This window comes from Rhodoferax koreense, from assembly GCF_001955695.1.
GTDB classification, from domain to species: domain Bacteria; phylum Pseudomonadota; class Gammaproteobacteria; order Burkholderiales; family Burkholderiaceae_C; genus Rhodoferax_B; species Rhodoferax_B koreensis.
Genome location: NZ_CP019236.1, coordinates 72,052 through 94,138 on the forward strand (window position 1 = coordinate 72,052; position 22,087 = coordinate 94,138).

Annotated in this window: 21 protein-coding genes; 9 read left to right on the plus strand and 12 right to left on the minus strand. The window is 66.7% G+C overall.

The window, feature by feature from the left end; translation table 11 throughout:
- The 3 genes from RD110_RS00320 to RD110_RS00330 form a co-directional block, all read right to left on the minus strand.
- Positions 1-870, minus strand: coding sequence for an ABC transporter permease (locus tag RD110_RS00320; protein WP_076195632.1), 870 nt, complete (start codon positions 868-870; stop codon positions 1-3).
- A 131-nt stretch (positions 871-1,001) separates the two neighbouring features.
- On the minus strand, positions 1,002-2,045 hold the full coding sequence (locus RD110_RS00325; RefSeq protein WP_076195634.1) for an ABC transporter substrate-binding protein: 1,044 nt from the start codon (positions 2,043-2,045) through the stop codon (positions 1,002-1,004).
- Between the two features lie 31 nt (positions 2,046-2,076).
- Positions 2,077-3,162: an ABC transporter ATP-binding protein gene (locus RD110_RS00330; protein ID WP_076204121.1), complete on the minus strand. Its 1,086-nt coding sequence runs from the start codon at positions 3,160-3,162 to the stop codon at positions 2,077-2,079.
- A gap of 219 nt (positions 3,163-3,381) precedes the next feature.
- Here RD110_RS00330 and RD110_RS00335 point away from each other — a divergent pair, with 219 nt between their 5' ends.
- Entirely contained in the window at positions 3,382-4,803 is a 1,422-nt protein-coding gene (locus RD110_RS00335; RefSeq protein ID WP_076195636.1) for an amidase, read from the plus strand.
- A gap of 138 nt (positions 4,804-4,941) precedes the next feature.
- Here RD110_RS00335 and RD110_RS00340 read toward each other — a convergent pair whose 3' ends face one another.
- Complete coding sequence (locus RD110_RS00340; RefSeq protein ID WP_076195638.1) at positions 4,942-5,688, minus strand: GntR family transcriptional regulator; 747 nt, start codon at positions 5,686-5,688, stop codon at positions 4,942-4,944.
- A 134-nt stretch (positions 5,689-5,822) separates the two neighbouring features.
- On the opposite strand from RD110_RS00340, the gene RD110_RS00345 reads away from it, so the two are divergent.
- The 7 genes from RD110_RS00345 to RD110_RS00375 all read left to right on the plus strand — a co-directional run bounded on the left by RD110_RS00345 (position 5,823) and on the right by RD110_RS00375 (position 13,801).
- Positions 5,823-6,566 carry a maleate cis-trans isomerase family protein gene (locus tag RD110_RS00345; RefSeq protein WP_076204123.1) on the plus strand — a complete coding sequence of 248 codons (744 nt, stop codon included), beginning with the start codon at positions 5,823-5,825 and terminating at the stop codon, positions 6,564-6,566.
- Between the two features lie 154 nt (positions 6,567-6,720).
- The gene (locus RD110_RS00350) at positions 6,721-7,749 is read left to right on the plus strand and encodes a TRAP transporter substrate-binding protein (protein ID WP_076195640.1); all 1,029 of its coding nucleotides are present in this window, start codon (positions 6,721-6,723) and stop codon (positions 7,747-7,749) included.
- Between the two features lie 4 nt (positions 7,750-7,753).
- Entirely contained in the window at positions 7,754-9,667 is a 1,914-nt protein-coding gene (locus RD110_RS00355) for a TRAP transporter large permease (RefSeq protein ID WP_076195642.1), read from the plus strand.
- 19 nt (positions 9,668-9,686) lie between these two features.
- A complete protein-coding gene (locus RD110_RS00360) occupies positions 9,687-10,751 on the plus strand; it encodes a LacI family DNA-binding transcriptional regulator (protein ID WP_076195644.1) in 1,065 nt (354 codons plus the stop codon).
- Positions 10,752-10,764: 13 nt separating this feature from the next.
- Positions 10,765-11,766, plus strand: coding sequence for an NAD(P)-dependent oxidoreductase (locus tag RD110_RS00365; RefSeq protein WP_076195646.1), 1,002 nt, complete (start codon positions 10,765-10,767; stop codon positions 11,764-11,766).
- 10 nt (positions 11,767-11,776) lie between these two features.
- On the plus strand, positions 11,777-12,604 hold the full coding sequence (locus RD110_RS00370) for an amidohydrolase family protein (RefSeq protein WP_076195648.1): 828 nt from the start codon (positions 11,777-11,779) through the stop codon (positions 12,602-12,604).
- Between the two features lie 219 nt (positions 12,605-12,823).
- Positions 12,824-13,801, plus strand: a complete 978-nt coding sequence (locus RD110_RS00375; RefSeq protein WP_239467141.1) for a recombination-associated protein RdgC — start codon at positions 12,824-12,826, stop codon at positions 13,799-13,801.
- Here RD110_RS00375 and RD110_RS27645 read toward each other — a convergent pair.
- The 7 genes from RD110_RS27645 to RD110_RS00410 all read right to left on the minus strand — a co-directional run bounded on the left by RD110_RS27645 (position 13,798) and on the right by RD110_RS00410 (position 20,488).
- Complete coding sequence (locus RD110_RS27645; protein ID WP_157900016.1) at positions 13,798-14,316, minus strand: hypothetical protein; 519 nt, start codon at positions 14,314-14,316, stop codon at positions 13,798-13,800. The genes RD110_RS00375 and RD110_RS27645 overlap by 4 nt on opposite strands.
- Positions 14,317-14,410: 94 nt before the next feature.
- Positions 14,411-15,166, minus strand: a complete 756-nt coding sequence (locus RD110_RS00385; protein WP_076195652.1) for an aspartate/glutamate racemase family protein — start codon at positions 15,164-15,166, stop codon at positions 14,411-14,413.
- Positions 15,167-15,233: 67 nt separating this feature from the next.
- The gene (locus tag RD110_RS00390; protein ID WP_076204128.1) at positions 15,234-15,962 is read right to left on the minus strand and encodes a GntR family transcriptional regulator; all 729 of its coding nucleotides are present in this window, start codon (positions 15,960-15,962) and stop codon (positions 15,234-15,236) included.
- Positions 15,963-16,015: 53 nt separating this feature from the next.
- Positions 16,016-16,906, minus strand: coding sequence for an ABC transporter permease (locus RD110_RS00395; RefSeq protein ID WP_076195654.1), 891 nt, complete (start codon positions 16,904-16,906; stop codon positions 16,016-16,018).
- A 2-nt stretch (positions 16,907-16,908) separates the two neighbouring features.
- On the minus strand, positions 16,909-17,826 hold the full coding sequence (locus RD110_RS00400; protein ID WP_076195656.1) for an ABC transporter permease: 918 nt from the start codon (positions 17,824-17,826) through the stop codon (positions 16,909-16,911).
- Positions 17,827-18,038: 212 nt separating this feature from the next.
- Complete coding sequence (locus RD110_RS00405; RefSeq protein WP_076195658.1) at positions 18,039-19,325, minus strand: ABC transporter substrate-binding protein; 1,287 nt, start codon at positions 19,323-19,325, stop codon at positions 18,039-18,041.
- 59 nt (positions 19,326-19,384) lie between these two features.
- A complete protein-coding gene (locus tag RD110_RS00410; protein WP_076195660.1) occupies positions 19,385-20,488 on the minus strand; it encodes an ABC transporter ATP-binding protein in 1,104 nt (367 codons plus the stop codon).
- A gap of 290 nt (positions 20,489-20,778) precedes the next feature.
- Here RD110_RS00410 and RD110_RS00415 point away from each other — a divergent pair, with 290 nt between their 5' ends.
- A complete protein-coding gene (locus RD110_RS00415) occupies positions 20,779-21,354 on the plus strand; it encodes a bactofilin family protein (protein WP_076195662.1) in 576 nt (191 codons plus the stop codon).
- Positions 21,355-21,359: 5 nt separating this feature from the next.
- On the opposite strand, the gene RD110_RS00420 is transcribed toward RD110_RS00415, so the two are convergent.
- A complete protein-coding gene (locus RD110_RS00420) occupies positions 21,360-22,010 on the minus strand; it encodes a YbhB/YbcL family Raf kinase inhibitor-like protein (protein ID WP_076195664.1) in 651 nt (216 codons plus the stop codon).
- Between the last annotated feature and the right edge of the window lie 77 nt (positions 22,011-22,087).

Below are 22,087 nucleotides of genomic sequence, written 5' to 3' on the forward strand. Positions count from 1 at the left end.
TCATGCTGCGATGTGGCCGCGGCTCAGTCGCCCCAGCAGGTTGAAGATGGTGACGCACAACATCACTGCGACCAGAAACACCAACGAAATCGCCGCCGCAAACGGCCAGTTCTGCAGCGAAGAGGCCTGTTGGTAGATGTACATCGGCATGAACAACATCTGCCCGCCGCCGATCAACGACTGCGAGATGAAGGCCGTGATGCTGGCCGCAAAGGTGAGCAGGCAACCCGCCAAAATGCCGGGCAAGGTCAGCGGCAAGGTGATCTTGAAGAAGGTGCGGAACGCACTCGCACCGAGAGCCGAGGAGGCGTCTTCAAGGTTCGGATCAAGTTTCTGCAAAGCCGTGATGAGCGGCAAGGCCATCAGCGGCAATTGCACATTGGCCAACGCGACGATCAGCCCGTACCGCGTGTAGAGCAGCTTCAGCGGCTCCTCGATCCAGCCGAACTGCGCCAGCAGGTTGTTGACGATGCCCTGCCGCCCGAGGATCACCACCCAGGCGAAGGTGCGCACCACCACGCTGGTGAGCAACGGCATGATGATGATCAGCATCAGCACCTTCTGCAGCGCGGCCGGGCTGCGCACATAACTCCAGGCCAGCGCATAGCCGAGCAGCAGGCACAGGATGGTGGTCTGCAGGCCGAGCCAGAGCGTGTCGAACAACACCGGCAGCGTGAAGCCGTCGGTGGCGATCTTCACGTACTGGTCGGTGCCGAAGGCCGTGAGATCCGGCGTGGTGTAGAAGCTGATGGCGATCAGCAATAGCAGCGGAGCCAGGAAGAACAGCACGAAGAACACCGCCAGCGGCGTGGCGAAGCCCAGGCTGTAGCCTGTGACCGGTGGGCCTTTGAGGGTGGCGGCAGTGTTCATCGAGTGGGAGAGTTGAAGTTAAGCGTGACCCATTCCAGGGACACCGCGGAACCGGCTTTGCCGGGCCGCTGGTGTCGCCCCCTGCAAGGGGGTGGGCGCGACACGAAGTGCGCAACCTGGGGGTGTGCCAATCACAATTTGATTTCGCGGTTGAAGCGATCGATCCACGAAGAACGGTTCTCGTTGATCTTCTTCCAGTCCTGGAACACGAACTTCTTCTTCATCTCGGCCGTGTCCTTGGCCAGCACGCGGGCGATCTCGCCTTCCATCTTGACCTTGGCGTTGGTCGGCACCACCAGGTAGGGCGCCTGCATCAGCTTGCCCTGCACCTCGGGCGACAGCGCCACGTCGATGAGCTGTGCGGCCAGCGCCTTGTTCGGCGAATTCTTCACGATGTGGATGCTGGTCTTGAAGGCGATGGCACCTTCCTTCGGCGCCACGAATTCCACCGGCACGCCGCGCGCCTTGAGGATCTGGATGGCGTTGAAGTTGCCCGGGCTGATGTCGATCTGCCCCTGCTGGAACAGTGCCGCCAGCGCGCCCGGATTGGCCGCCACGGCCGCGAGATTGGGCTTGAGCTTTTCGATGGCCTTGAAGCCTTCCTCGACGTTGCCTTCGCTGCCGCCGTGCATGCGTGCGATCTCCACCAGGAAGCCGGTGCCGAGCGTCGAGTTCAGGTTGGTGATGCCCACGCGGCCCTTGTATTCGGGCTTCCACAGGTCGGCCCAGGAGGTCGGCGGCGTCTTGATCTTCTCGGGGTTGTAGGTCAGGCCCACGACCTGGAAGAACATCGACGGGCCCATCGGGTCCTGCGCCTCGGGGATCAGGTCCTTGTAGTTCTTGCTGGTGGCCACGGGGAAGGGCTCGACCAGGTCCTGGCGCACGGCGGTGAGGGCCGGACCCGGATCGTGCAGCATCACGTCGATCGGCGGGTTGTTGCGCGCGGCCGAGACCTTGGCGATCTGGTCCACCGACAGCATCGCGTCGAGCAGCATGTCCTGGCCGGTGGCCTTCTTGAAGGCGGGCACCAGCACGTCGCGGTGGGCCTCTTCCCAGCTGCCGGTGAAGGTGGCGAACACCAGCTTGCGCGCCTGCGCATGGCTGATGCCGGGGAAGAGTTGCATCGCGCTCAGGGTGAGTGCGCTGCCGAGCAGGTGACGGCGGTTGAGTTCCATGGCGTTCCTCTTGGGTTGAAGTGAATTGAAATCAGGGGGCGGCGAACACCGTGACGCTGGAAGCCGTGACCGGCTTGACCCAAACGCGGGTGCCGGGCTCGCGCGGCACGGTGCCCGGCATGCGCGGCTCGGAGAGCTTGATGCGCTGGCCGCTGGCGGTGCGGATCTCGTGCACGATGGTCGCGCCCAGCGGCATGCCGAGTTCGACCGTACCGGCCAGCGCACCGAGCGGCTCGTCGGCCAGGCGCATGTTTTCCGGGCGCACACAGGCCACGACCTTGCTGCCCTGGGCCAGACCGGCAGGGGTGCGTGCGGGGATGACGGTTCCGTCGTCGAGATGGACAAACGTGCCATCGGTGCCCACTGATTCGAGCGTGCCGGCGAGCACATTGGCCGTGCCCACGAACTGGTTCACGAAGTAGGTGGCGGGCGTGTCGTACACGGCGGATGGCGCGGCGAACTGTTCGAGCCGGCCCTGGCTCAGCACGGCCACGCGGTCGGCCATGCCGAGGGCTTCTTCCTGGTCGTGCGTGACGATGATGGCCGTGGTGCCGGCGGCGCGCTGGATGCGCTTGATCTCGATCTGCATGTCCAGCCGCAGGCTCTTGTCGAGCGCCGAGAAAGGTTCGTCGAGCAGCAGCACCCGCGGCTCGATGGCCAGCGCGCGCGCCAGCGCCACGCGTTGCTGCTGGCCGCCCGAGAGCTGCTTGGTGAGCCGGCCGGCCAGATGGCCGAGCTGCACCATCTCCAGCATCTCTGCCGTGCGCTTGTTGGCGGCGTGCTTGTCGGTGCCGCGCGCGGCCAGGCCGTAGCCCACGTTCTCGGCCACCGTCATGTGCGGAAACAGCGCATAGTTCTGGAACACGATGCCCACGTTGCGTTTGGCCGGCGGCAATTCGTCGATGCGGCGCCCGCCGATCACCACCTTGCCCGAGGTCTGGGTGATGAAGCCGGCAATGATGCGCAGGAGCGTGGTCTTGCCGCAGCCGCTCGGGCCGAGCAAGGCGACGAGTTCGCCGGCGGCGACTTCGAGGGTGACGTGGTCCACCGCCACCGAGCCGCCGTAGCGGTGCACGATGTCGTCGAGGGTGAGGCTTTGTCCGGCGGTCGATTCCATGGCGAAGCTCATGCAAACGCTGTGCCAGCTTTGTATCCAATCTATCGAAGACATGGGCCCTAAGCTTTTCCCCCTGGCGAACGTGTTGGACAGGCTGGAACCAGTCTTGCTTGCAGCTACGGTCCGCGCTGCGCGGGCGGCGCAATCCGGTGCAGGATCGCACCAGATTGGATACAAAATACGCACAGTGGTGCATCCACTTCAATACCAAAGGCAAGCATGCAGGACGAAATTCATCGCTGGACGGCACGGCGCCTCGCGCAGGAGGTCACGGCCGGAACGCTTTCCGCCACCGAGGTGGCCGAGGCGATGTGCGCCCGCGTGGCGCGGCTGGAGCCGCAGCTCAACGCGTTTGCCGACTTCGACCCGGCCGTGCCGCTGGCCGCCGCGCGCGAGGTGGACACCCGCTTGGCCGCGGGCGAAAAGCTGCCGCTGGCCGGTGTGCCGTTCACGGTGAAGGACAACCTGTGGCTCGGCGGCCGGCCGGCCACCTTCGGCTCCAAGGTGTTCGCCGACTTCGTGGCGCCGCGCGATGCCTGGTGCGTGGCGCGGCTGCGTGCGCTGGGTGCGGTACCGCTGGGCGTGACCAACTGTTCCGAATTCGCCTGCAAGGGCATCACCGCCACGCCCCTGCACGGCGAGACGCGCAACCCCTGGGATCTGGCGCGCACGCCGGGTGGCTCTTCGGGCGGCGCGGTGGCGGCGGTGGCCGCAGGCATCGGCCCGCTGGCGCTGGCCACCGACGCCGGTGGCTCGACGCGCCGGCCGGCCGCACACGCCGGCCTGGTGGGCATGAAGCCGACGCTGGGCCGCGTGCCCAACCCATGGGGTTTCGACGACCCGAACCACCTGCTGTCGGTGATCGGCCAGATCGGCCGCGACGTGGAGGATGTGGCGCTGATGCTGGACGCACTCACCGCCTGGGAGCCGGCCGACACCCTGTCCACACCCGCATTCGCGGTGCCGGATGCCATGGACACACTCAAGCAGCCGCTACGCAAGATGCGCATTGCCTGGTCGCCACAGCTCGGCTGCGAACTGGCCGTGGACAGCGACGTGCTCGCCACCTTCGAAGCCGCAGTGGATGCCCTGCGCCGCGCCGGCTGGTCCATCGAACGCGCCGACCCGGCCTGGCCGCCCGAGGCGCGCGAATACCCGCTGATCGCGCTGCAGCAGGCCGCGCTGGCCCAGCGGTTTGGCGCGGTGTGGCGCCAGACGCCGGAGATGCTCGATCCGGACATCGGCGCGCAGATCGAACTCGGCTTTGGCATCACCGGCACGCGCATCACGGAATTGCTGAAGCTGCGCGAGGAATTCCACGCGAGCTTCACACGCTTCTTCGGCGAATTCGACGCACTGCTCTGCCCGACCAGCCCGGTCGAAGCCTGGCCGCTCGGCAGCCTGGGGCCGAGCCAGATCGGAGGCCTGCCCGCAGGCCCGCGGGGCCACGCGGCGTTCACGCCGATCTTCAACTACGGCGGTGTGCCGGCGCTCTCCCTGCCTTGCGGCACCGGCCGCCAGGGCTTGCCCGTGGGGCTGCAGATCGCCGGGCCACGCTATGCGGATGCACTGGTGCTGCAGCTCGGCTGGCATGCGGAGCAGGTGCTGGGCAGCGGCCTGTTCTCACCTTTGATGGATTGAAGCTGCCCCTTCGAGAACACCGTGGAACCGGCTTTGCCGGGCCGCAGGTGTTGCCCCCTGCAAGCCTGTCCTGAGCTTGTTGAAGCGGGGGGTTGGCGTAGCGACACGAAGTGCGCGCAGCCTGGGGGTGAGCCAAATTCAGCCGAACAGCACGTCCGCCAGGTCCACCTCCGCCACCGTCTGCGCGTCCAACTTCAGCGCGTTCTCGATGTGGTTCAGGTGTTCGACCATCATGGCCGATGCGCCAGCCACGTCACCGGCCTCGATCGCGTCGATCAGCAGCGCATGTTCGTCGTTGGGGCAGGCCACGGCGGTCGGCGCCTCGAAGGTCAGGATGGCCAGGCAGGTCAGTGGCGTGAGTTCGCGCATGAGCCGCGCGAGGATGCTGCTGCCCGAGAGTTCGGCCAGCAACACATGGAAATCGCCCGAGAGCCGCACCGACTGCCGGCGGTCGCCGCGCACGTGGGCCTGCTGCTCACGTTTGACCAGCGCACGCAACTGCTTGACGGCCGTCGGTGCCTTGCCGGCCGCGATGCGTTCGATGAGCCGCTCCACCGCCGCGGGCTCGAGCGTGCGGCGCACGGCCAGCACGTCGTGGGCTTCTTCCGCGCTGGGCGTGGTGACGAAGGCGCCACGGTTCGGGATCAGCGTGACGAGTTGCTCCGTGGCCAGCCGCTGCAACGCGCCGCGCACCTGGGTGCGGCTGACCGCGAACAGCTCGGCCACGCGCTCCTCGGAGAGTTTGGTGCCGGGCAGCAGACGATGCTCGACGATGGCGTCGTAGACGCTCTGGTGGATGTCGGCCTGGCTGGCGACGCTGCGCGCCGCGGGCAACGCCTTCGCGGCTGCGGCGGATTTCGGTTTGGATTTGCTTGGTGTGGCCATCGGATCGGGGGCTTGCAAAAAGCGTGCAAGCGCACTGCAAATCATGGATACAAACTTTTGCGACGATCGTATCCAAAATTTTGAGCTGGCATGATTCTGGCGTCATGTCCATCCAGATCCAATGGAGAAAGCCCATGTCGGCCCGCACGCTTCTCGGAATGCTCACCCCTTCGTCCAACACCACGCTGGAGCCGGTCACCGCCGCCATGCTGGCCGACCTGCCCGAGGTCAGTGCCCATTTCGGCCGCTTCCGCGTGACGGAGATCGCGCTGTCGGCCAACGCGCTGGCGCAATTCGACAACCGCGAGATCCTGGCCGCGGCCGAGCTGCTGTCGCATGCGCACTGCCAGGTGATCGGCTGGAACGGCACCTCGTCGAGCTGGCTCGGCTTCGATACCGACCGCGCCTTGTGCACCGCCATCGAAGCGCGCACAGGCGCGAAGGCCTGCACCTCGGTGCTGGCGCTCAACGAAGTGCTGCAGGCCACCGGCGTGCAGCGCCTGGGCCTGGTCACGCCTTACCGCGACGACGTGCAGGCGGCCATCGTGCGCAACTACGCGAGCATCGGCATCGATTGCGTGGCCGAGCGCCACCTGCGGCTGCAGGACAACTTTTCCTTCTCCGAGGTCAGCGGCGAGGACATCCGCGCCATGGTGCGCGACGTGATGGCGGACAGCGGCGAAAGCGCCGGGCATCGCCCGCAGGCCGTGACCATCCTCTGCACCAACCTGCGCGGCGCGCCCCTGGTGACCGAGCTCGAGGCCGAATTCGGCGTGCCGGTCTATGACTCCATCGCCACCGTGGTATGGAAGTCGCTGCAACTCGCAGGCATCGACACCAGCCGGCTCTCGCACTGGGGCAGCCTCTTCGCGCGTTGAGCAGGCCCGGTGCCGACGAGGCACCGTTTACGGAGGAATACACCTAGGCGAACGCGCCGGGAACGGCTTGACCGGGTATTTGGTGCAACGATACAGTAAATCGTTGCACAAAGCCCTTTTCCGTCCGTCAAGCAACCCCAAAAAGGAGACAAGCATGTATTCCCCCTCACGCCGACGATTCGTCCAGTCCGCTTCCGCCGCCTCGGTGGCCTTTGCGGCGGGCCTGCCCCGGCTGGCGCAGGCCCAGTCGCCGATCAACCTGCGCTTTTCGTCGTCGATGGTGGCCGACCAGAACGCCGCCCACTACGTGTGGTTCCAGCAGCTCGAGGCCAACCTCAAGGGTTTGGTCGGCGACCGCATCAAGATCGACTACTTCCCCAACAACCAGCTGGGCAAGGAAAGCGACGTGGTGCAGCAGGTGAAGGTCGGCTCCATCGACATGATGGTCACCGGCTCGTCGATCTGGGCCACGGTGGCGCCGCAGTTCGGCATGCTCGACCTGGGCTACCTGTTCGACAGCTACGACCACGTGGCCAAGGCGATGGACGGCGGCGTCGGCGCCAAGCTCAATGAAATGCTGCAGAAGGCCACCGGCTGCACCGTCCTCACCTGGGCCTCGCACTTCGGCGCGCGCAGCGTCTACACCAAGCAGCAGGTGAAGTCGCTGGCCGACATCAAAAACGTGAAGCTGCGCGTCTTGCCCACGCCGGCCTTCATCGAGACCTTCAAGATCATGGGCGCGATCCCCACGCCGATCCCGTTCGGCGAGCTGTACATGGCCGCGCAGACCGGCGTGGTGGACGGCTTCGAACACGACGCAGCCACGGTGCAGGCCAGCAAGCTCAACGAGGTGGTGAAGTACGGCTGGCTCACGGAGCACCTGTTCAGCCCGATGGTGGTGGTGATCGGCAAGCGCGGCATGGACAAGATCCCGGCCGACCTGCGCCCGGCCTTCGCCAAGGCGGTGGCCGACGCCACGCAGAAGCAGCGCGCCATCGCCACCGAAAAGGGCGCGCAGGCCATCGAGGCCCTGACCAAGCTGGGCATGGTGTTCAGCCCCATGGCCAAGGCCGAGCGCGACACCGTGCGCCAGCAGATGGAAGCGCGCCTGTGGGCCGACTTCGCCAAGCAGTATCCGGTGACCGCGCCGCTGTTCGCCGCGATCTCGCAGGCACGGGCCTGAGGCGATGAGCGCACTGCCTTCTTCCGCCCTGCCGAGCGCGCACCCGCCGGGGCACGGCGCCGCGCCGGGCCTGGGCTTCGACGTCGGCAGCACGGCCGGCCGTGCGCTGGCCGCGCTGCTGCGCTGGACCGAACGTGCGGCGGGCCTGGTGCTGGCCATCGACGTGCTCGTGGTGTTCGCCTCCGTGGTGTTCCGCTACTTCCTGCACGAGCCCTTCGACTGGGCCGAGGAGGTGGCGCGCGCGCTGATGGTGGTGCTGGTGTTCCTCGGCGCGGCCACGGTGCTCGCGCGCAGCCAGCACGTGGGCATCGACCTGTTCCGCGGCTTTTTTCCCGCGGCCTGGCAGCCGGCGCTGATCCAGTTCGGCAGCTGGATCATCGTCGGCGTGTCGGCCAGCCTGTTCCTCTCGTCCTGCGCCTTGCTGGTCGATTCCTACGACATGACCACGCCGATCGGCATGCCGCAATGGATCTACGTCTACCCGGTGGTGATCGGCAGCCTGTTCATGACGATGTTCGGCTGCGCCAACGCGCTCAACGGGCCGCGGCACACGGTGTGGCGCACGCTGGCCGTGGGTGTGGGCCTGGTGCTGCTGGTGACCGCATGGAACCATCTGCTGCCCGCGCTGGCCGTCAAGCCCTGGATGCTGCTGACCATCGGCTTCGTCGGCGGCCTGGTGCTGGGCGTTCCGATCGCCTTCGTGCTGGCGCTGTCGTCGCTGGTGTTCTTCATGGCCGACCCGTCGCTGCCGATGCTGGTGTATTCGCAGCAGGTGATGGCCGGCATGGACCATTTCGTGCTGCTGGCGATTCCGTTCTTCGTGCTGGCCGGCCTGCTGATGGAATCGAATGGCATGTCGGCCCGGCTCATCGAGCTGCTGCTGCGCCTGTTCGGCCGCGTGCGCGGCGGGCTCGGGTTGATCACCATCACCGCCACGGCCTTCTTCTCGGGCGTGTCGGGCTCCAAGCTGGCCGACATCGCGGCCGTGGGCGGCATCATCATGCCGGCGGTGCGCAAGACCAAGCAGGACCCGAACGAGACCGCCGGCCTGCTGGCCTGCACCGCCGTGATGGCCGAGACCATTCCGCCGTGCATCAACATGATCATCATGGGCTTCGTGGCCAACATCTCGATCGCCGGGCTGTTCATGGCCGGCCTGGTGCCCGCCGTGGTGCTGGCGGCGTCGCTGGCCGCCGTGACCATCTACGTGGGCACGCGCATCGATCCCGACGAGGCCTTCGACGTGAAGACGCCGATGCTGCGCCTGCTCGGCGGCGCGCTGGTGGCGCTGCTCATGGTGGCGATGATCGGCAAGGGCGTGACCTCGGGCGTGGCCACCTCCACCGAGGTCTCCGCCTTCGCCGTGATGTACGCGCTGGTGGTCGGCGGGCTGGCCTTCCGCGAACTGTCGCTGCGCTCGGTAGCGAAACTCTTCATGCGTTCGGCCTCGATGGCCGGTGGCATCATGTTCATCGTGGCGGCGGCTTCCAGCGTGTCGTTCGCGCTCACCATCCAGCAGATCCCGCAATACCTTTCAGCCTTCATGATCGACTTCGCGCACAGCTTCGGCAGCACCATGTTCGTGATGCTGTCGGTGCTGATCATGATCGTCTTCGGTGCCGTGCTCGAAGGCGCGCCGGCGCTGATCATCTTCGGCCCGCTGCTCACGCCGATCGCCGCCCAGCTCGGCGTGAACCCGCTGCACTTCGGCACGGTGATGGTGATCGCCATGGGCCTGGGCCTGTTCGCGCCGCCGCTGGGCTTGGGCCTGTTCGCCACCTGTGCCATCACCGGTACCGAGGTCAAGAACGTGGCGCGGCCGATGATGAAGTATCTTGCGGTGTTGTTCGTGACGCTGGTGGTGCTGGTCCTGGTGCCGGCGTTCTCCCTCTGGCTGCCCACCCGCATGGGCCTGTGACGATGAAAAGGTGGTGTGTGTGAGCAAGATCCAGGATGTCGCCAGCCGCGCCGGCGTGTCCGCGAGCACGGTCTCCAACGTGCTCAACGGCCGCAAGGACCGCATGGCCCGCGAGACGCTGGCGCGCGTCGAGGCGGCGATCGCCGAACTGCGCTACCGGCCCAACACCACGGCGCGCCAGCTGAAGACCGGCCACACGCCGTTGCTGGGGCTGCTCGTGCCGTCGATCGCCAACCCGATGTACGGCGCCATCGCACGCGAGATCGAGACCCAGGCGCAGGAGCGCCACGGCTTTCGCATCATGATCGGCAACACCTACCGCGACAAGGACAAGGAGGCGCGCTTCTTCGACGACCTGATGGCGCACGGCGTGCGCGGCGTGGTGATCATCTCCTCGCTGGTGGACGAGCAGCATTTCGAGTCGGCCGGCGAACGCGGCCTGGTGGTGGTGAGCTACGACCGACGCGCCACACCGGGCGTGGACTCGGGCATCGACCACGTCTCGGTGGACAACTTCGAGGCCGCCCGGCTGGCCACCGAGCACCTGATCGCCCACGGCCACCGCCGGCTGGCCTTCGTGACGGCCGCCGGCATCACGATGAGCCGGCGCGAGAAGATCAGCGGCTTCCACGCCGCCGCCGCGCGTGCCGGACTGACCGCGGGCGCGCAGGTGATCGAGGGCACGCCGCACAACGAATACGGCGACGCGGTGATGAGCGAGCTCGGCCGCCTCGAAGCCGCGAAGATCGCCGCCATGCCCGCGGGTCAGCGACCTACCGCCGTGCTTGCCGTCAACGACATGATGGCCCTGGGCCTGATGGCCGGGCTGCGCGAGGCCGGTCTGTCGGTGCCGGCGGACATGTCGGTGGTGGGCATGGACGACGTGTTCCTCTCCGCGCTGATGCAGCCGGCGCTCACCACCGTGCACCTGCCGGTGGCCGAGATGGCCCATACCATCGTCGAACGCCTGATGCTGCGCCTGGCGGACGCCGAAGTGCCCACCGGCGAATTCATGTTCCAGCCGAGCCTGGTCAGCCGCGAGTCGGTGGCCAGGCCGCCTGCGTCGAAATCGAAATCCATCTGAACAAGGCCATTGCATGACCAAGGTGTTCGTCAGCCACCCGCGCGACAAGCTCGCCCACTACTTCGGCGACAAGGCCGCCACCGCACTGCAGGCCATCGCCGAAGTGCGTTTCAACCCCGGCAATGCCGACCTGCCTGCCGCCGAACTGTCCGCGCTCGCGCACGATTGCGAGGTGATCATCGCCTACCGCCAGACGCCCGGGACCGAGGCCCTGTTCGCCGCGCTGCCGAGGCTGCAGGCCTTCGTGCGCTGCGCCATCGACATCCGCAACATCGACGTGCCCGCGGCCAGCCGCCACGGCGTGCTGGTCACGCAGGCCAGCGCCGGCTTCATCGCCTCGGTGGCGGAGTGGATCGTCGGCGTGATGATCGACCTGAGCCGCCACATCAGCGCCTCGACCGCGCTCTACCACGCGGGCCGGCCCGTCACGCCGGTGATGGGCCGCGAGTTGCGCGGCGCCACGCTCGGTGTGATCGGCTACGGCCAGATCAGCCGCTACCTGTGCGACCTGGTGCTGGCCTTCGGCATGCGCATCGTGGTGCACGACCCCTACACCGCCACCGGCCGCGCGGAGCTGCCGCAGCGCGACCTGCTGCCGCTGCTGCAAGGCGCGGACTATGTGGTCTGCCTGGCCGCGGCCACCGCGGCAACCGAAAACCTGATGAACGCGGAGACTTTCGCCGCGATGAAGCCGGGCGCATTCTTCGTGAATGCGTCGCGCGGCAACCTGGTCGACGAAGCCGCGCTGCTGCGGGCCCTAGACGAAGGCCGCATCGCCGGCTGTGCCATGGACGTGGGCCGCGCACCCGACCAGATGCCGTCGCCCGCACTGGCCGCCCATCCGCGCGTGATCGCCACGCCGCACATCGGTGGATTGACGCCACCGGCCGTGGAACACCAGGCCCTGGAGACGGTGGCCCAGGTCGCCGAACTGCGGCAGGGCCGCATCCCGGCTGGCGCGGTGAATGCCCCCCACGCCCTGCGCTGGCAGCGCAGCCTTGCCCCCGCGGCTTGACAGGATCGACATGCAAACAACGGCCCCCACCACCTACCCCAACGCCTGCGACAGCCATGTGCACGTCTACGACAGCCGCTTCGCGCTGATCCCCAACGTCCCGGTGGTGCCGCCGGATGCGCCCGTCTCGGCCTACCGGGCCGTGCAGCAGGCGCTGGGCCTGCAGCGCGCCATCATCGTGCAACCCAGCGGCTACGGCTGGGACAACAGCTGCGCCGTCGACGCGCTGAGTCAGCTCGGCGACACGGCGCGTGGCATCGCGCTGATCGCACCGGATGCGCCAGACGCCGAAATCCATCGCCTGCATGCCGCGGGCATGCGCGGCGTGCGTTTCATGATGATCGGCGACGCACCCAGGCCCCTGGGTTGGGACGTGCTGGCGCCGATGGCGGCGCGGCTGGCCGGCTTCGGCTGGATGGTCAACCTGCAGCTCGACGGCCGCGACATGCCGGCGCACGAAGACGTGCTCAAGCGCCTGCCGTGCCCGCTGGTGATCGACCACGTCGGCAAGTTCCTGGAGCCCGTGCGGCCCGAGCACGCATCGTTCCAGTCGCTGCTGCGGGTGCTCGATACCGGCCGCGCTTGGATCAAGCTGTCGGCGCCCTATGAAACCTCGAAGACCGGCGCACCGGCCTACGAAGACGTGAGCCTGCTGGCGCGCACCCTGGCCGAGAAGTTTCCCGAACGCTGCCTCTGGGCCAGCAACTGGCCGCACCCCGGCCGCCATCCGGCGCCGTCGGACGCGGCGATGTACGAACTGCTCTCCGACTGGGCCGTGAGCAGCGCGACGCGCCAGCGCATCCTGGTGGACAACCCTGCGTCGCTCTATGGCTTTTGAGCCTGCTTGACACGCCACAGGGCAGATCAATTCTGCGCAGGCCGCTATCAAAAGCGGAGTAGGGCCGGGCGCCGCCGGAAACGTGCCTCCATCGCGGGCAGCGGGCCCGCGCGAACACGGACAATAGGACATCCGCCGGTTTCCCCGGCCGGCGTCCGGGCCGCCCTTGCGCGCGCCCACGCATCGTCCAACCCAACCCAGATCGCAGAAAGATAGCCCGTGTTCAAGAACGTGATGGTGTACCGCATCGGACCCGCCTGGTCCCCCTCCCTCGAACAGATCGAAGCCAGCCTCGACAAGCACCGCTTCGTCGAATGCGGCGCGAGCCAGGAAATGTCGCTCGGCTGGTCCGAGCCGCGCGGCGAGGCGCATGGCCCGCTGGCCGAATCCGTCGGCGGCCAGTGGATTCTCAAGCTCTCGATCGAAAGCAAGTCCGTGCCAGCCTCGGTGATCAAGCGCAAGGCCGCGGAACGGCTGCAGGAGATCGAGGCCACCACGGGCCGCAAGCCCGGCAAGAAGGAATCCAAGGAAATCCAGGAAGACGTGAAGCAGTCGCTGCTGCCGATGGCCTTCACCAAGCGCAGCAGCGTGCTGGTGTGGATCGACCCGGCATCGCGCACGCTGGTGATCGACGCCGGCAGCCAGGGCCGTGCCGACGAGGTCATCAGCAACCTGGTCAAGGCCATCGACGGCTTCAGCGTGATGCAGATCAACACCCAGCTCTCGCCGGCCGCGGCCATGGCCGAGTGGCTGACCACGCAGGAAGCACCGGCGGGCTTCAGCATCGACCGCGAATGCGAACTCAAGGCCGCCGACGAATCGAAGTCGGTGGTGAAATACGCCCGCCATGCGCTCGACATCGAGGAGGTGCGCCAGCACGTGGCCGAGGGCAAGATCCCGACCAAGCTGGCCCTGACCTGGGAAGGCCGTGTGTCCTTCATGCTGACCGAAGGCCTGCAGGTGAAGAAGATCGCTTTCCTCGACGGTGTGTTCGACGGCCCTTCGCAAGGACAGCAGGAAAAGGAAGACGGCTTCGATGCCGACGCGGCGATCGCCACCGGCGAGATGCAGCAACTCATCCCGGCGCTGATGCTGGCGCTCGGCGGCGAGGTGGAGATCGGTGTGGCCGCACCCAAGGACGAGGCGACGCCCGAAGCCCCCGCGACGGCTGCAGAACCCGCAGAAGCCCCCTTCTAGGCCCTGGCCGCGTCCGGCGCCAGCTGGGCGTGCAGCTGCTGGGCCAGCGCCTGCACCAGCGCGGCCACTTCCCGCACCAGCGGCCTGAGTTGGCCCATGTCGAGCCGCTCGTGCAAGGCGGTCTCCAGCACCTGCGCCCGCGCGGCCAGATGGTGCGCACCGATGCGGTCGGCGGCCAGCGCACACCCGTGGACCACGCACTCGGCCGTGCTCCAGTCCTGCCGCGCCATCGGGGCCCTGAGTTGGGTGGCAAAGCTGCGCTGGTTGCGCCCGAAACGGCGCAGCAGGTCCAAATAGGCCCTGCGGTCGCCACCGGCGCGGCGCAGGCCGGCCACCATGTCGAGATCGAAGACCATGTCGGGCAGCTCGGGCGTCAGCCGTCGCGCGGCGGCGGCATGGCGCGCCGAGGAGAGCTTGAAAAGCTGCCGGCCGCGCGGGGACGCGCAGGCCTCGTCCACGAACGTGGTGGAAGGAAAGGACCAATACGGACTGACGGCAGGATCGAGAGTTTCCATGGCGGGTGGGCGGGCCGGTTGGCGGCCAGCGTCCCGGCATTGTGTTGCGCCACGGCGCGCCACGCGAATCCCCTCTTCCGAGGGGTTTCCGGCCTCAGCGCCGGGTCGTTCCGAGCGCCGTGAGTTCGGCGGACACGTGCTCCCAGGCCACGTCAAAGCCTGGCAGGCTGCGTTCCGCCGCAGGCGCGTCGCCGCGCAGCGCCCAGGTCGCCCCCGCCACCACGCTGTCGATCACCGGCACATCCACCTGCGACTGGATGGCCGCGGCCATGCCAGCCAGGCCCGCGCCGCCGAGGACCACGGCCCGCGCGCCGGTTTGGCGCGCCACCTGGCGGCAGGCCTCGGCCAGCAGCAGCCTGGCCGCCACCGGATCCGCCGCCAGCTGGGCACCGGTAGGCTGCACGGTATGGATGCCCGCCAGGGCCGGCCCATGGCCGAGCGAGAGCGCCAGGCGCTGCAGCATCGGCGCCCAGCGTTCGCCGCCGGTGACGATGGCAAAGCGGCCCCCATCGCTTCGCCGTGTCGCGGCGATGAACGAGGCCTCGGCCAGGCCGGTGACCGGCACCGGACTGCTCTCCCGCAGCGCCAGCAGGCCAGGGTCGCCGAAGCAGCCGATCAGCACCGCGTCGGGCGCGGGCGCGTCTTCCTCGGCCAGGGCCGCGGCCCAGGTATCGAGCGTGGCGTGTCCGGCCACGGTGAAGCTGGCCTCGCAGGCAATGTACGGCGCACCGAAACGCGCGGTGCGGGTGGACACGGCGACCGCGCTGCCGGCCGCGGCCTGCACGTGGTGCTGCAGCAGCGCGCTGACGCTGGCGGAGGTGTTGGGATTGATGACGAGCAGGTTGCGCATCACACCGATCCTAGCTTCTCAGCACCGCTTCAGCGGAGGCGCCGCAGGCGCTTCGGGGGTGTTCCATCTATGCCGCCTGGCCGAACAGGCTCACCAGATCAGGCGCAGCCGTGCCCGGCGGGCTGAAATCGAGTTGCGATTCGAGCCGCACCAGATGGTCGAGCATCAGCGCCGCGGCCTCCTTCGCATCGCGCAGGCGGATCGCGTCGATCAGCGCGCGGTGTTCGCGGCAGCCGCAGGCGGTGGCCTCCTCGCGTTCGCTGGTGTGGCTCGGGCTGTAGGTCATGAGGATCAGCGAGGTGCGCGAGACCAGTTCGCGCAGGATCCGGCCCAGCGTCTGGTGACCCGCCGCCTGCGCAATCCGCAGGTGGAAGTCGCCCGCGAGCCGGATCGCGCGGCGCATGTCCCCGGCCCTGCGGGCGGCTTCTTCCCCCGCGATGCCGTCCATGAGGTTGGCGATGTCGTCGGCGCCGGCCTGGGCGATGAAGAGTGCCACCAGGCGCGGCTCGATCATGCGGCGCGCCTCGAACACCTCGCGCGCTTCCTGCACCGTGGGCTGGGCGATGGCGGCGCCACGGTTCGGCGTGAGCGTCACCACCTGCTCGCCCGCCAGGCGCACCAGCACCGGCCGGATGCGCGTGCGCGACACACCGAAGGCCGTGGCGAGCTTGTCTTCGACCAGCTTGGTGCCGGGCGGCAGCCGATGGTCGAGGATGGCGGAGATCACGCGTTCGTAGATGTCGTTGTCGCTGAGCGCGGCGCTGGCAGGCGTCGGAGATTCAACTGGCGATGACATGGTCTTCTTTTTCACGGGAACGGCTGGCGCGCTGACGGCCATCGAAGGAGATGTCATGCCGATGCGCGGCCCTTGCGTCCCCGGCCCAGCAGCCAGACCAGGGCCAGCGTGAGGCCCATGACCACGAACGAGACGATGGTGGTGACGGTGCCCAGCGCGTAGATCGACGGCGTGGTGACGGTGGAGGTCAGCCCCTGCAGTTCCAGCGGCAGCGTGTTGACGTCGCCGATGGCCTGCGAGGTGCGTGCGATCTCGTCCCAGCTCAGCGTGAAGCCGAACATGCCGATGCCCACGACCGACGGCGCGATCAGCGGCAGCACCACGTGGCGAAACCCCTGCCACGGCGTGGCGCCGAGATCGCGGGCGGCTTCTTCGTAGGAGGGGCTGAAGCGGTTGAACACCGCGAACATGATCAGCAGCCCGAAAGGCAGCGTCCAGGTGAGATGCGCGCCGAGCGCCGAGGTGAACAGGCCGAGCGATGTGCCGAAGCCTTCGAGCGCACTGTCCATGCCGAAGGCGCCGAGCGCGGCCTTGATGCCGGTGTCGAGCAGGCGGAACTCCAGCCCGATGCCCAGCGACACGATGATCGACGGCATGATCAGGCTGGCCACGACGATGAAGAACAGCGCGTTGCCGCCCTTGAGCTTCTTGCGGAACGCCAGCCCGGCCAGCACCGACAGCACCACGGTGCAGGCCATCACCGCCAGGCCCAGGCCGAGCGAGCGCCGCAGCGCCGCGCCGATGTCGACCACGCCCAGGCCCTCGGCCAGCTTGTAGAACCAGTGCAGCGACAGGCCGCGCACCGGGAAGGTGAGCCCGCCTTCGGGCCCCTGGAAACTCAGGATGAAGATGACCAGCATCGGGCCGTACATGAACAGCACGAACAGCGAAAAGACCAGGGCCAGCGGCCAGAAGCTGGCGGCGCGTTTTTCTCTCAGGGACATGGTCAGAGCTCCTTGCGAATGTCGACGAGGCGCGTCAGGCCGTAGATGATCATCAGCACGATGGCCAGCAGGATCACGGCGTTGGCCGCGGCCAGCGGGAATTGCAGGTAGGAGGTCTGCACCTGGATGATCTTGCCGATGGAGGCGATCTGCTGGCCGCCCATCACGCCGATCGTCACGAAGTCACCCATGACGATGGTGATGACGAAGATCGAGCCGATAATGATGCCGGTGCGCGACAGCGGCACGATCACGTTCCACAACGTCTGCCAGCCGCTCGCGCCGCTGTCGTTGGCCGCCTCGAGCAGGCTGCGGTCGATGCGCATCATCGAGTTGAAGATGGGCACGATCATGAACATGGTGTAGAGGTGCACGAAGGCCAGCGTGACCGAGAAATCGGAGAACAGCAGCCACTCGACCGGGGCATCGACCAGGTGCATTTCCATGAGCGTCTGGTTCACCAGCCCGTTGCGTCCGAGCAGCGGCACCCAGGAGATCATGCGGATCACGTTCGACGTCCAGAACGGGATGGTGCACAGCACGAACAGCAGCGTCTGCACGCCCGAGGATCGCACGTGGAAGGCCAGGAAATACGACACCGCGAAGCCAATCACCAGCGTGATCAGCCAGACCAGCAGGCAGAACTTGAAGGTCGACAGGTAGGTGCGCAGCGTGGTGCACATGTCGGCCATGTTGCTGCAGCCGTCGAACACCGAAATGTAGTTCTTGAACGTGAAGCCGGGCAGCAATTCGTATTCGTTGAAGTCCCAGAAACTGACCATCAGGATCAGGGCCAGCGGGATCAAAAAGAACAAGGCGAACACCACCGTCAGCGGCGTCGCCTGCCACCAGGCGGAAAGGCTGCGCCCAGGCGCCGGGCTGGCGTTGGCGGAGGGCGGCGGGGCGGCGGTGGAGCTCATGAAAGTTCTCTAGGTTTGAAAATTCTTGGGCGCCGAATGCACCCTCGGCCCAGCAAACAGTGCTTCGACAGGCTCAGCACGAACGGTGGCTGGCGGACGCCCCTGCCTGATTCCAGAACAACCGCGGAACGGGCTGTGCCCGGCCGCTGGTTGTGTCCCCTGCAAGGGGGTGGGCGGCTACACGCAGTGAGCCAACCTGGGGGTAAGCCTATTTACGCAGCGACGAACTCATTCCACTTCTGGACCATGTAGTTGTTCTCGTCCATCACCGCGTTCCAGCAGGCGATGCCGCCCATGCGGGCTTCATAGCTGCCGCCGTCGCGCACCTGGCCGGTCTTGGCCAGCACGTCGCCGTTCGGGCTCTTGATGTCTTGCGTGGCGGGCTTGCCTTCCATCCAGTAGGCCCACTCGTAGGCTTCCATCTTGGCCTTGGCGGTCTCCAGCACGGCGCTGTAGTAGCCCTGGCGGTTCAGGTAGGCGCCAGCCCAGCCGTCGAGGAACCAGTTGATGAACTCGTAGGCGCCGTCGAGCTTCTTGCCCGACAGCGTGGTCGGCAGGCCGAAGCCGGCGGCCCAGGCGCGGTAGCCTTCCTTCAGCGGCTGGAAGTTGCAGGCGATGCCCTTGGTGCGCACGGCGGTGACGGCGGGGCTCCACATCGACTGGATGACCACTTCGCCAGACGACATCAGGTTCACCGACTCATTGAAGTCCTTCCACAGCGCGCGGAACTGGCCGGCCTTCTTGGCTTCGATCAGGGTCTTGATGGTGAGGTCGATCTCCTTCTTCGTCATGTTGCCCTTGTCGGGGTACTTGTAGAGGCCCTTGGCTTCCACCACCATGGCCGCGTCCATGATGCCGATCGACGGGATGTTCAGGATCGCGGCCTTGCCCTTGAATTCGGGGTTCAGCAGTTCGGCCCAGGAATCGATCGGGCGCTTGATCAGGTCGGGGCGGATGCCCAACGTGTCGGCGTTGTAGACCGTGGGGATCAGCGACATGAACTGGGTCGGGCTCTTGGCGAAGACCTTGCTCTTCTCGCCTTCGAGGTAGATCACCTTCTTCGGCGCCGTGCCCTGGTCGCCGACCTTCTTGCCGCCGATTTCGCCGGTGGTGAACAGCGTGGTGATCTTGTCGGCGTTCTTGATGCGCTTGGTGTCGATGCCCTTGAGGTTGCCGGTGGGCACGATCTTCTTCAGCGAGAAGTATTCGGTGTCGACCAGGTCGAAGCTGTTGGGTGCGGTGACCACACGCTTGGTGACGTCGTCGGTGGTCACGGCCACGTACTGGATTTCGATGCCGGTATCGGCCTTGAATTTTTCGGCGATGGCCTTGTCCTGGTTCACCGCGGTGCCGAGGTAGCGCAGCACGATTTTTTCCTGCGCGTGGATCGCGGGAAACACACCGGCGGCCAGAATGCCGGCCGTGCCCTTGAGCAGCGAACGGCGCTTGACGTTGGCGGCCGTGGAAGCGTCGATGGATTCTGGAAGAGAGTCGGACATGGGAAATGCTCCTTGAGGCATGTGAAAAAAGCGAAAGCGCGTGAAGAGGAAGTCGGCCGTCAGGCCATCGCAGCCGCAGGGGAAGCCGCCATGGCCTTGGTCAATGTGGTCAACGAATGCGCGGCGGTCGGTGCCCACGAAAGCTGCACCGGCTCGCCGACCTGGTAGGGACGCGCACCGAACTGCGCCTCCGACACCATCACCGAAAACTCGGCGGTGGAACTGGCCGTCTGTGCCTTGCCCGGCTTCTGCAGCCCGAGCAGCACATAGGTGCCCTGGTATTCGACGTCGGTGACCACGGCTGGCATGTTGTGCGGGCCGTCGGCGGCGGCTTCGGCGGCCGGCGTGACCAGCATGTGGTCGGTGCGCACGCCGATCTTGCCGGCGGGTGTGTCGATCACGTTGTGGCCGCCCATGAAGCGCGCCACGAATTCGCTGTTGGGCCGGTTGTAGACCTCGTGCGGCGGGCCGACCTGTTCGATCAGGCCGTGGTTCATCACCACCATGGTGTCGGCCAGCGCCATGGCCTCTTCCTGCGAATGGGTCACGTGGATGAAGGTCAGGCCGAGTTCCTTCTGCCAGCGGCGCAGCTCGGCGCGCATCTGGATGCGCAGGAAGGGGTCGAGTGCGGAAAGCGGTTCGTCGAGCAGCAGCACGCGCGGCTGGGTGATCAGGGCGCGCGCCAGCGCCACGCGTTGCTGCTGGCCGCCGGAGAGTTCGGCCGGCTTGCGTTCGGCCAGATGGCCCATGGCCACACGCTCCAACAGATCCTTCGCCGCGGCCTGGCGCTTGGCCTTGTCCACGCCCTTCATCTTCAGGCTGAAGGCGACGTTGTCCAGCGCCGAGAGGTGCGGAAACAGCGCAAAGCTCTGAAACATCATGGCGGTGCCGCGTTCGGCCGCGGGCAGGTCGGTGATGTTGCGGTTTTCGAGCAGGATGTCCCCGCTGGTCACCGACTCGTGCCCGGCGATCATGCGCAGCGTGGTGCTCTTGCCGCAACCCGAAGGGCCGAGCAGGCAGCAGTAGCTGCCGCTGGCGATGCGCAGGTTGATGCTGTCCACCGCCGGCTTGCCCTGGGCGTAACGCTTGGTCAAGGAAATGATTTCGATGGCCGCGGGCGCCGGTGTCGCCAAGGAAGTCACGGAGGTGTTGGGAGCTTGCATGGCCTGCCTGTGTGCAAACAGCGTGCCAGCCTTGCACTCAACGGAGGAGCCTCTTTGCGTACAAAAACGCACCGCCTTCGTGCACACCGGTTCCTGCTCGTGCATTCAAGGGGTTGCTGGTGGAACTCAAGCGCCTGCATGGTGCGCCACCAAGCGCATGCTTTCAGCCGTAACAATTTAACGCCTAATTGCAGCCGCCATCGTTTTATTTTCGTTACAGATATTGCATCGCGGGTGGCGCTTTGCCGGTGGGGCGCCCGTAGCATCCACTGCTTTTAGGAGGTATCTCAGTGGCCCTGCAATCACCCTTTTTCGGCAAGCGAGAAAACGAATCCCTGGGTACCCGCCCGACCACCCAGCCCGCCAGCGCGGGTGCGCATTCGGTGCTCGGTTCTCACAACAGTCTGTCCCAGCCAGCGCCTTCCAGCGCCACTTCCATGACGACCAACACCACCGCTTCGAGCACCACCCCCTCCGGCACCGCCAAGGAAGGCGGCAGCAAGCTCACCGTCGGCCCGAACATCAAGCTCAAGGGCGTGGAGATCACCGATTGCGACACCCTGGTGGTCGAAGGCACGGTCGAAGCCACGATGGACTCGCGGGTGATGCAGATCGCCGAGATGGGTTCCTTCAACGGCTCCGCCGAAATCGACATCGCGGAAATCCACGGCGCGTTCAATGGCGACCTCACCGTGCGCGAAAAGCTGGTGATCTATGCCACCGGTCGCGTCACCGGCAAGATCCGCTACGGCAAGGTGGTGATCGAAGAGGGCGGCCAGCTGTCCGGCGAGATCAGTTTCGGCACCGCGGCTTCGGGCAAGGCCGCAAACGCCAGCGCCAAGGCACCGTTGCAGGCGATCGCCTGAAGTTTTCAGGCCAGGCGAGCTGATCCCACGGGGTTGACCGGCGCCTCATCCACGGCTTCTTCATCGGCCTTGATGCTGCCGTCGGGCCGGGTGTAGGTACCGATCAGCATGCCGCTGGCCACGGCACGCTCGCGCAGAACTTCCACCACGGCGTCACGGCCAGGCGTTTCCTCGAAATCGGGCCCTGCGCGCAGCGCGAACAGTTGGAATACATAGCGGTGCACGCCATGGCCCGGTGGTGGATCCGGCGGCAGCCAGGCTTGCATCAAGTAGGAATTGCGCCCTGTATGAAAGCCCGTGCCATCGTGGTCCGGGCTTTTCAGCGCACCCTCGGGCAGGTTGGCCAGGCTGGCCGGCATGTCGACCACGATGGCGTGCACCAAGGGCTGGGGCGTGGGAGCGTCCGCATCTTCCACCACCAACACCAGCGAAGCTGCTTCCTCGGGCACGCCGCTCCAGTGCAGCGGCGGCGAAATGCCTTCGCCATCGGCGGTGAACAAGGCCGGCATCGGCGCATGGTCCTGAAACGACAGGCTCTGCAGGACCAGCGCACCGGTGCCGTTGCGCAAGTCGACACGGTTGAAGACCACCGCATCCAGACCCGCGCGCTGGTCGCGCAGCAGGTGGCCCACGGCTTCGGGTAGTTTTTCCAGCATGGTCAGAAGTCCTTCAGAAGCGTAAGCTCATTAGAGCGCCACCCGCGTGCCAGGGGTGTAGGCCCGTGCCCTGTTGC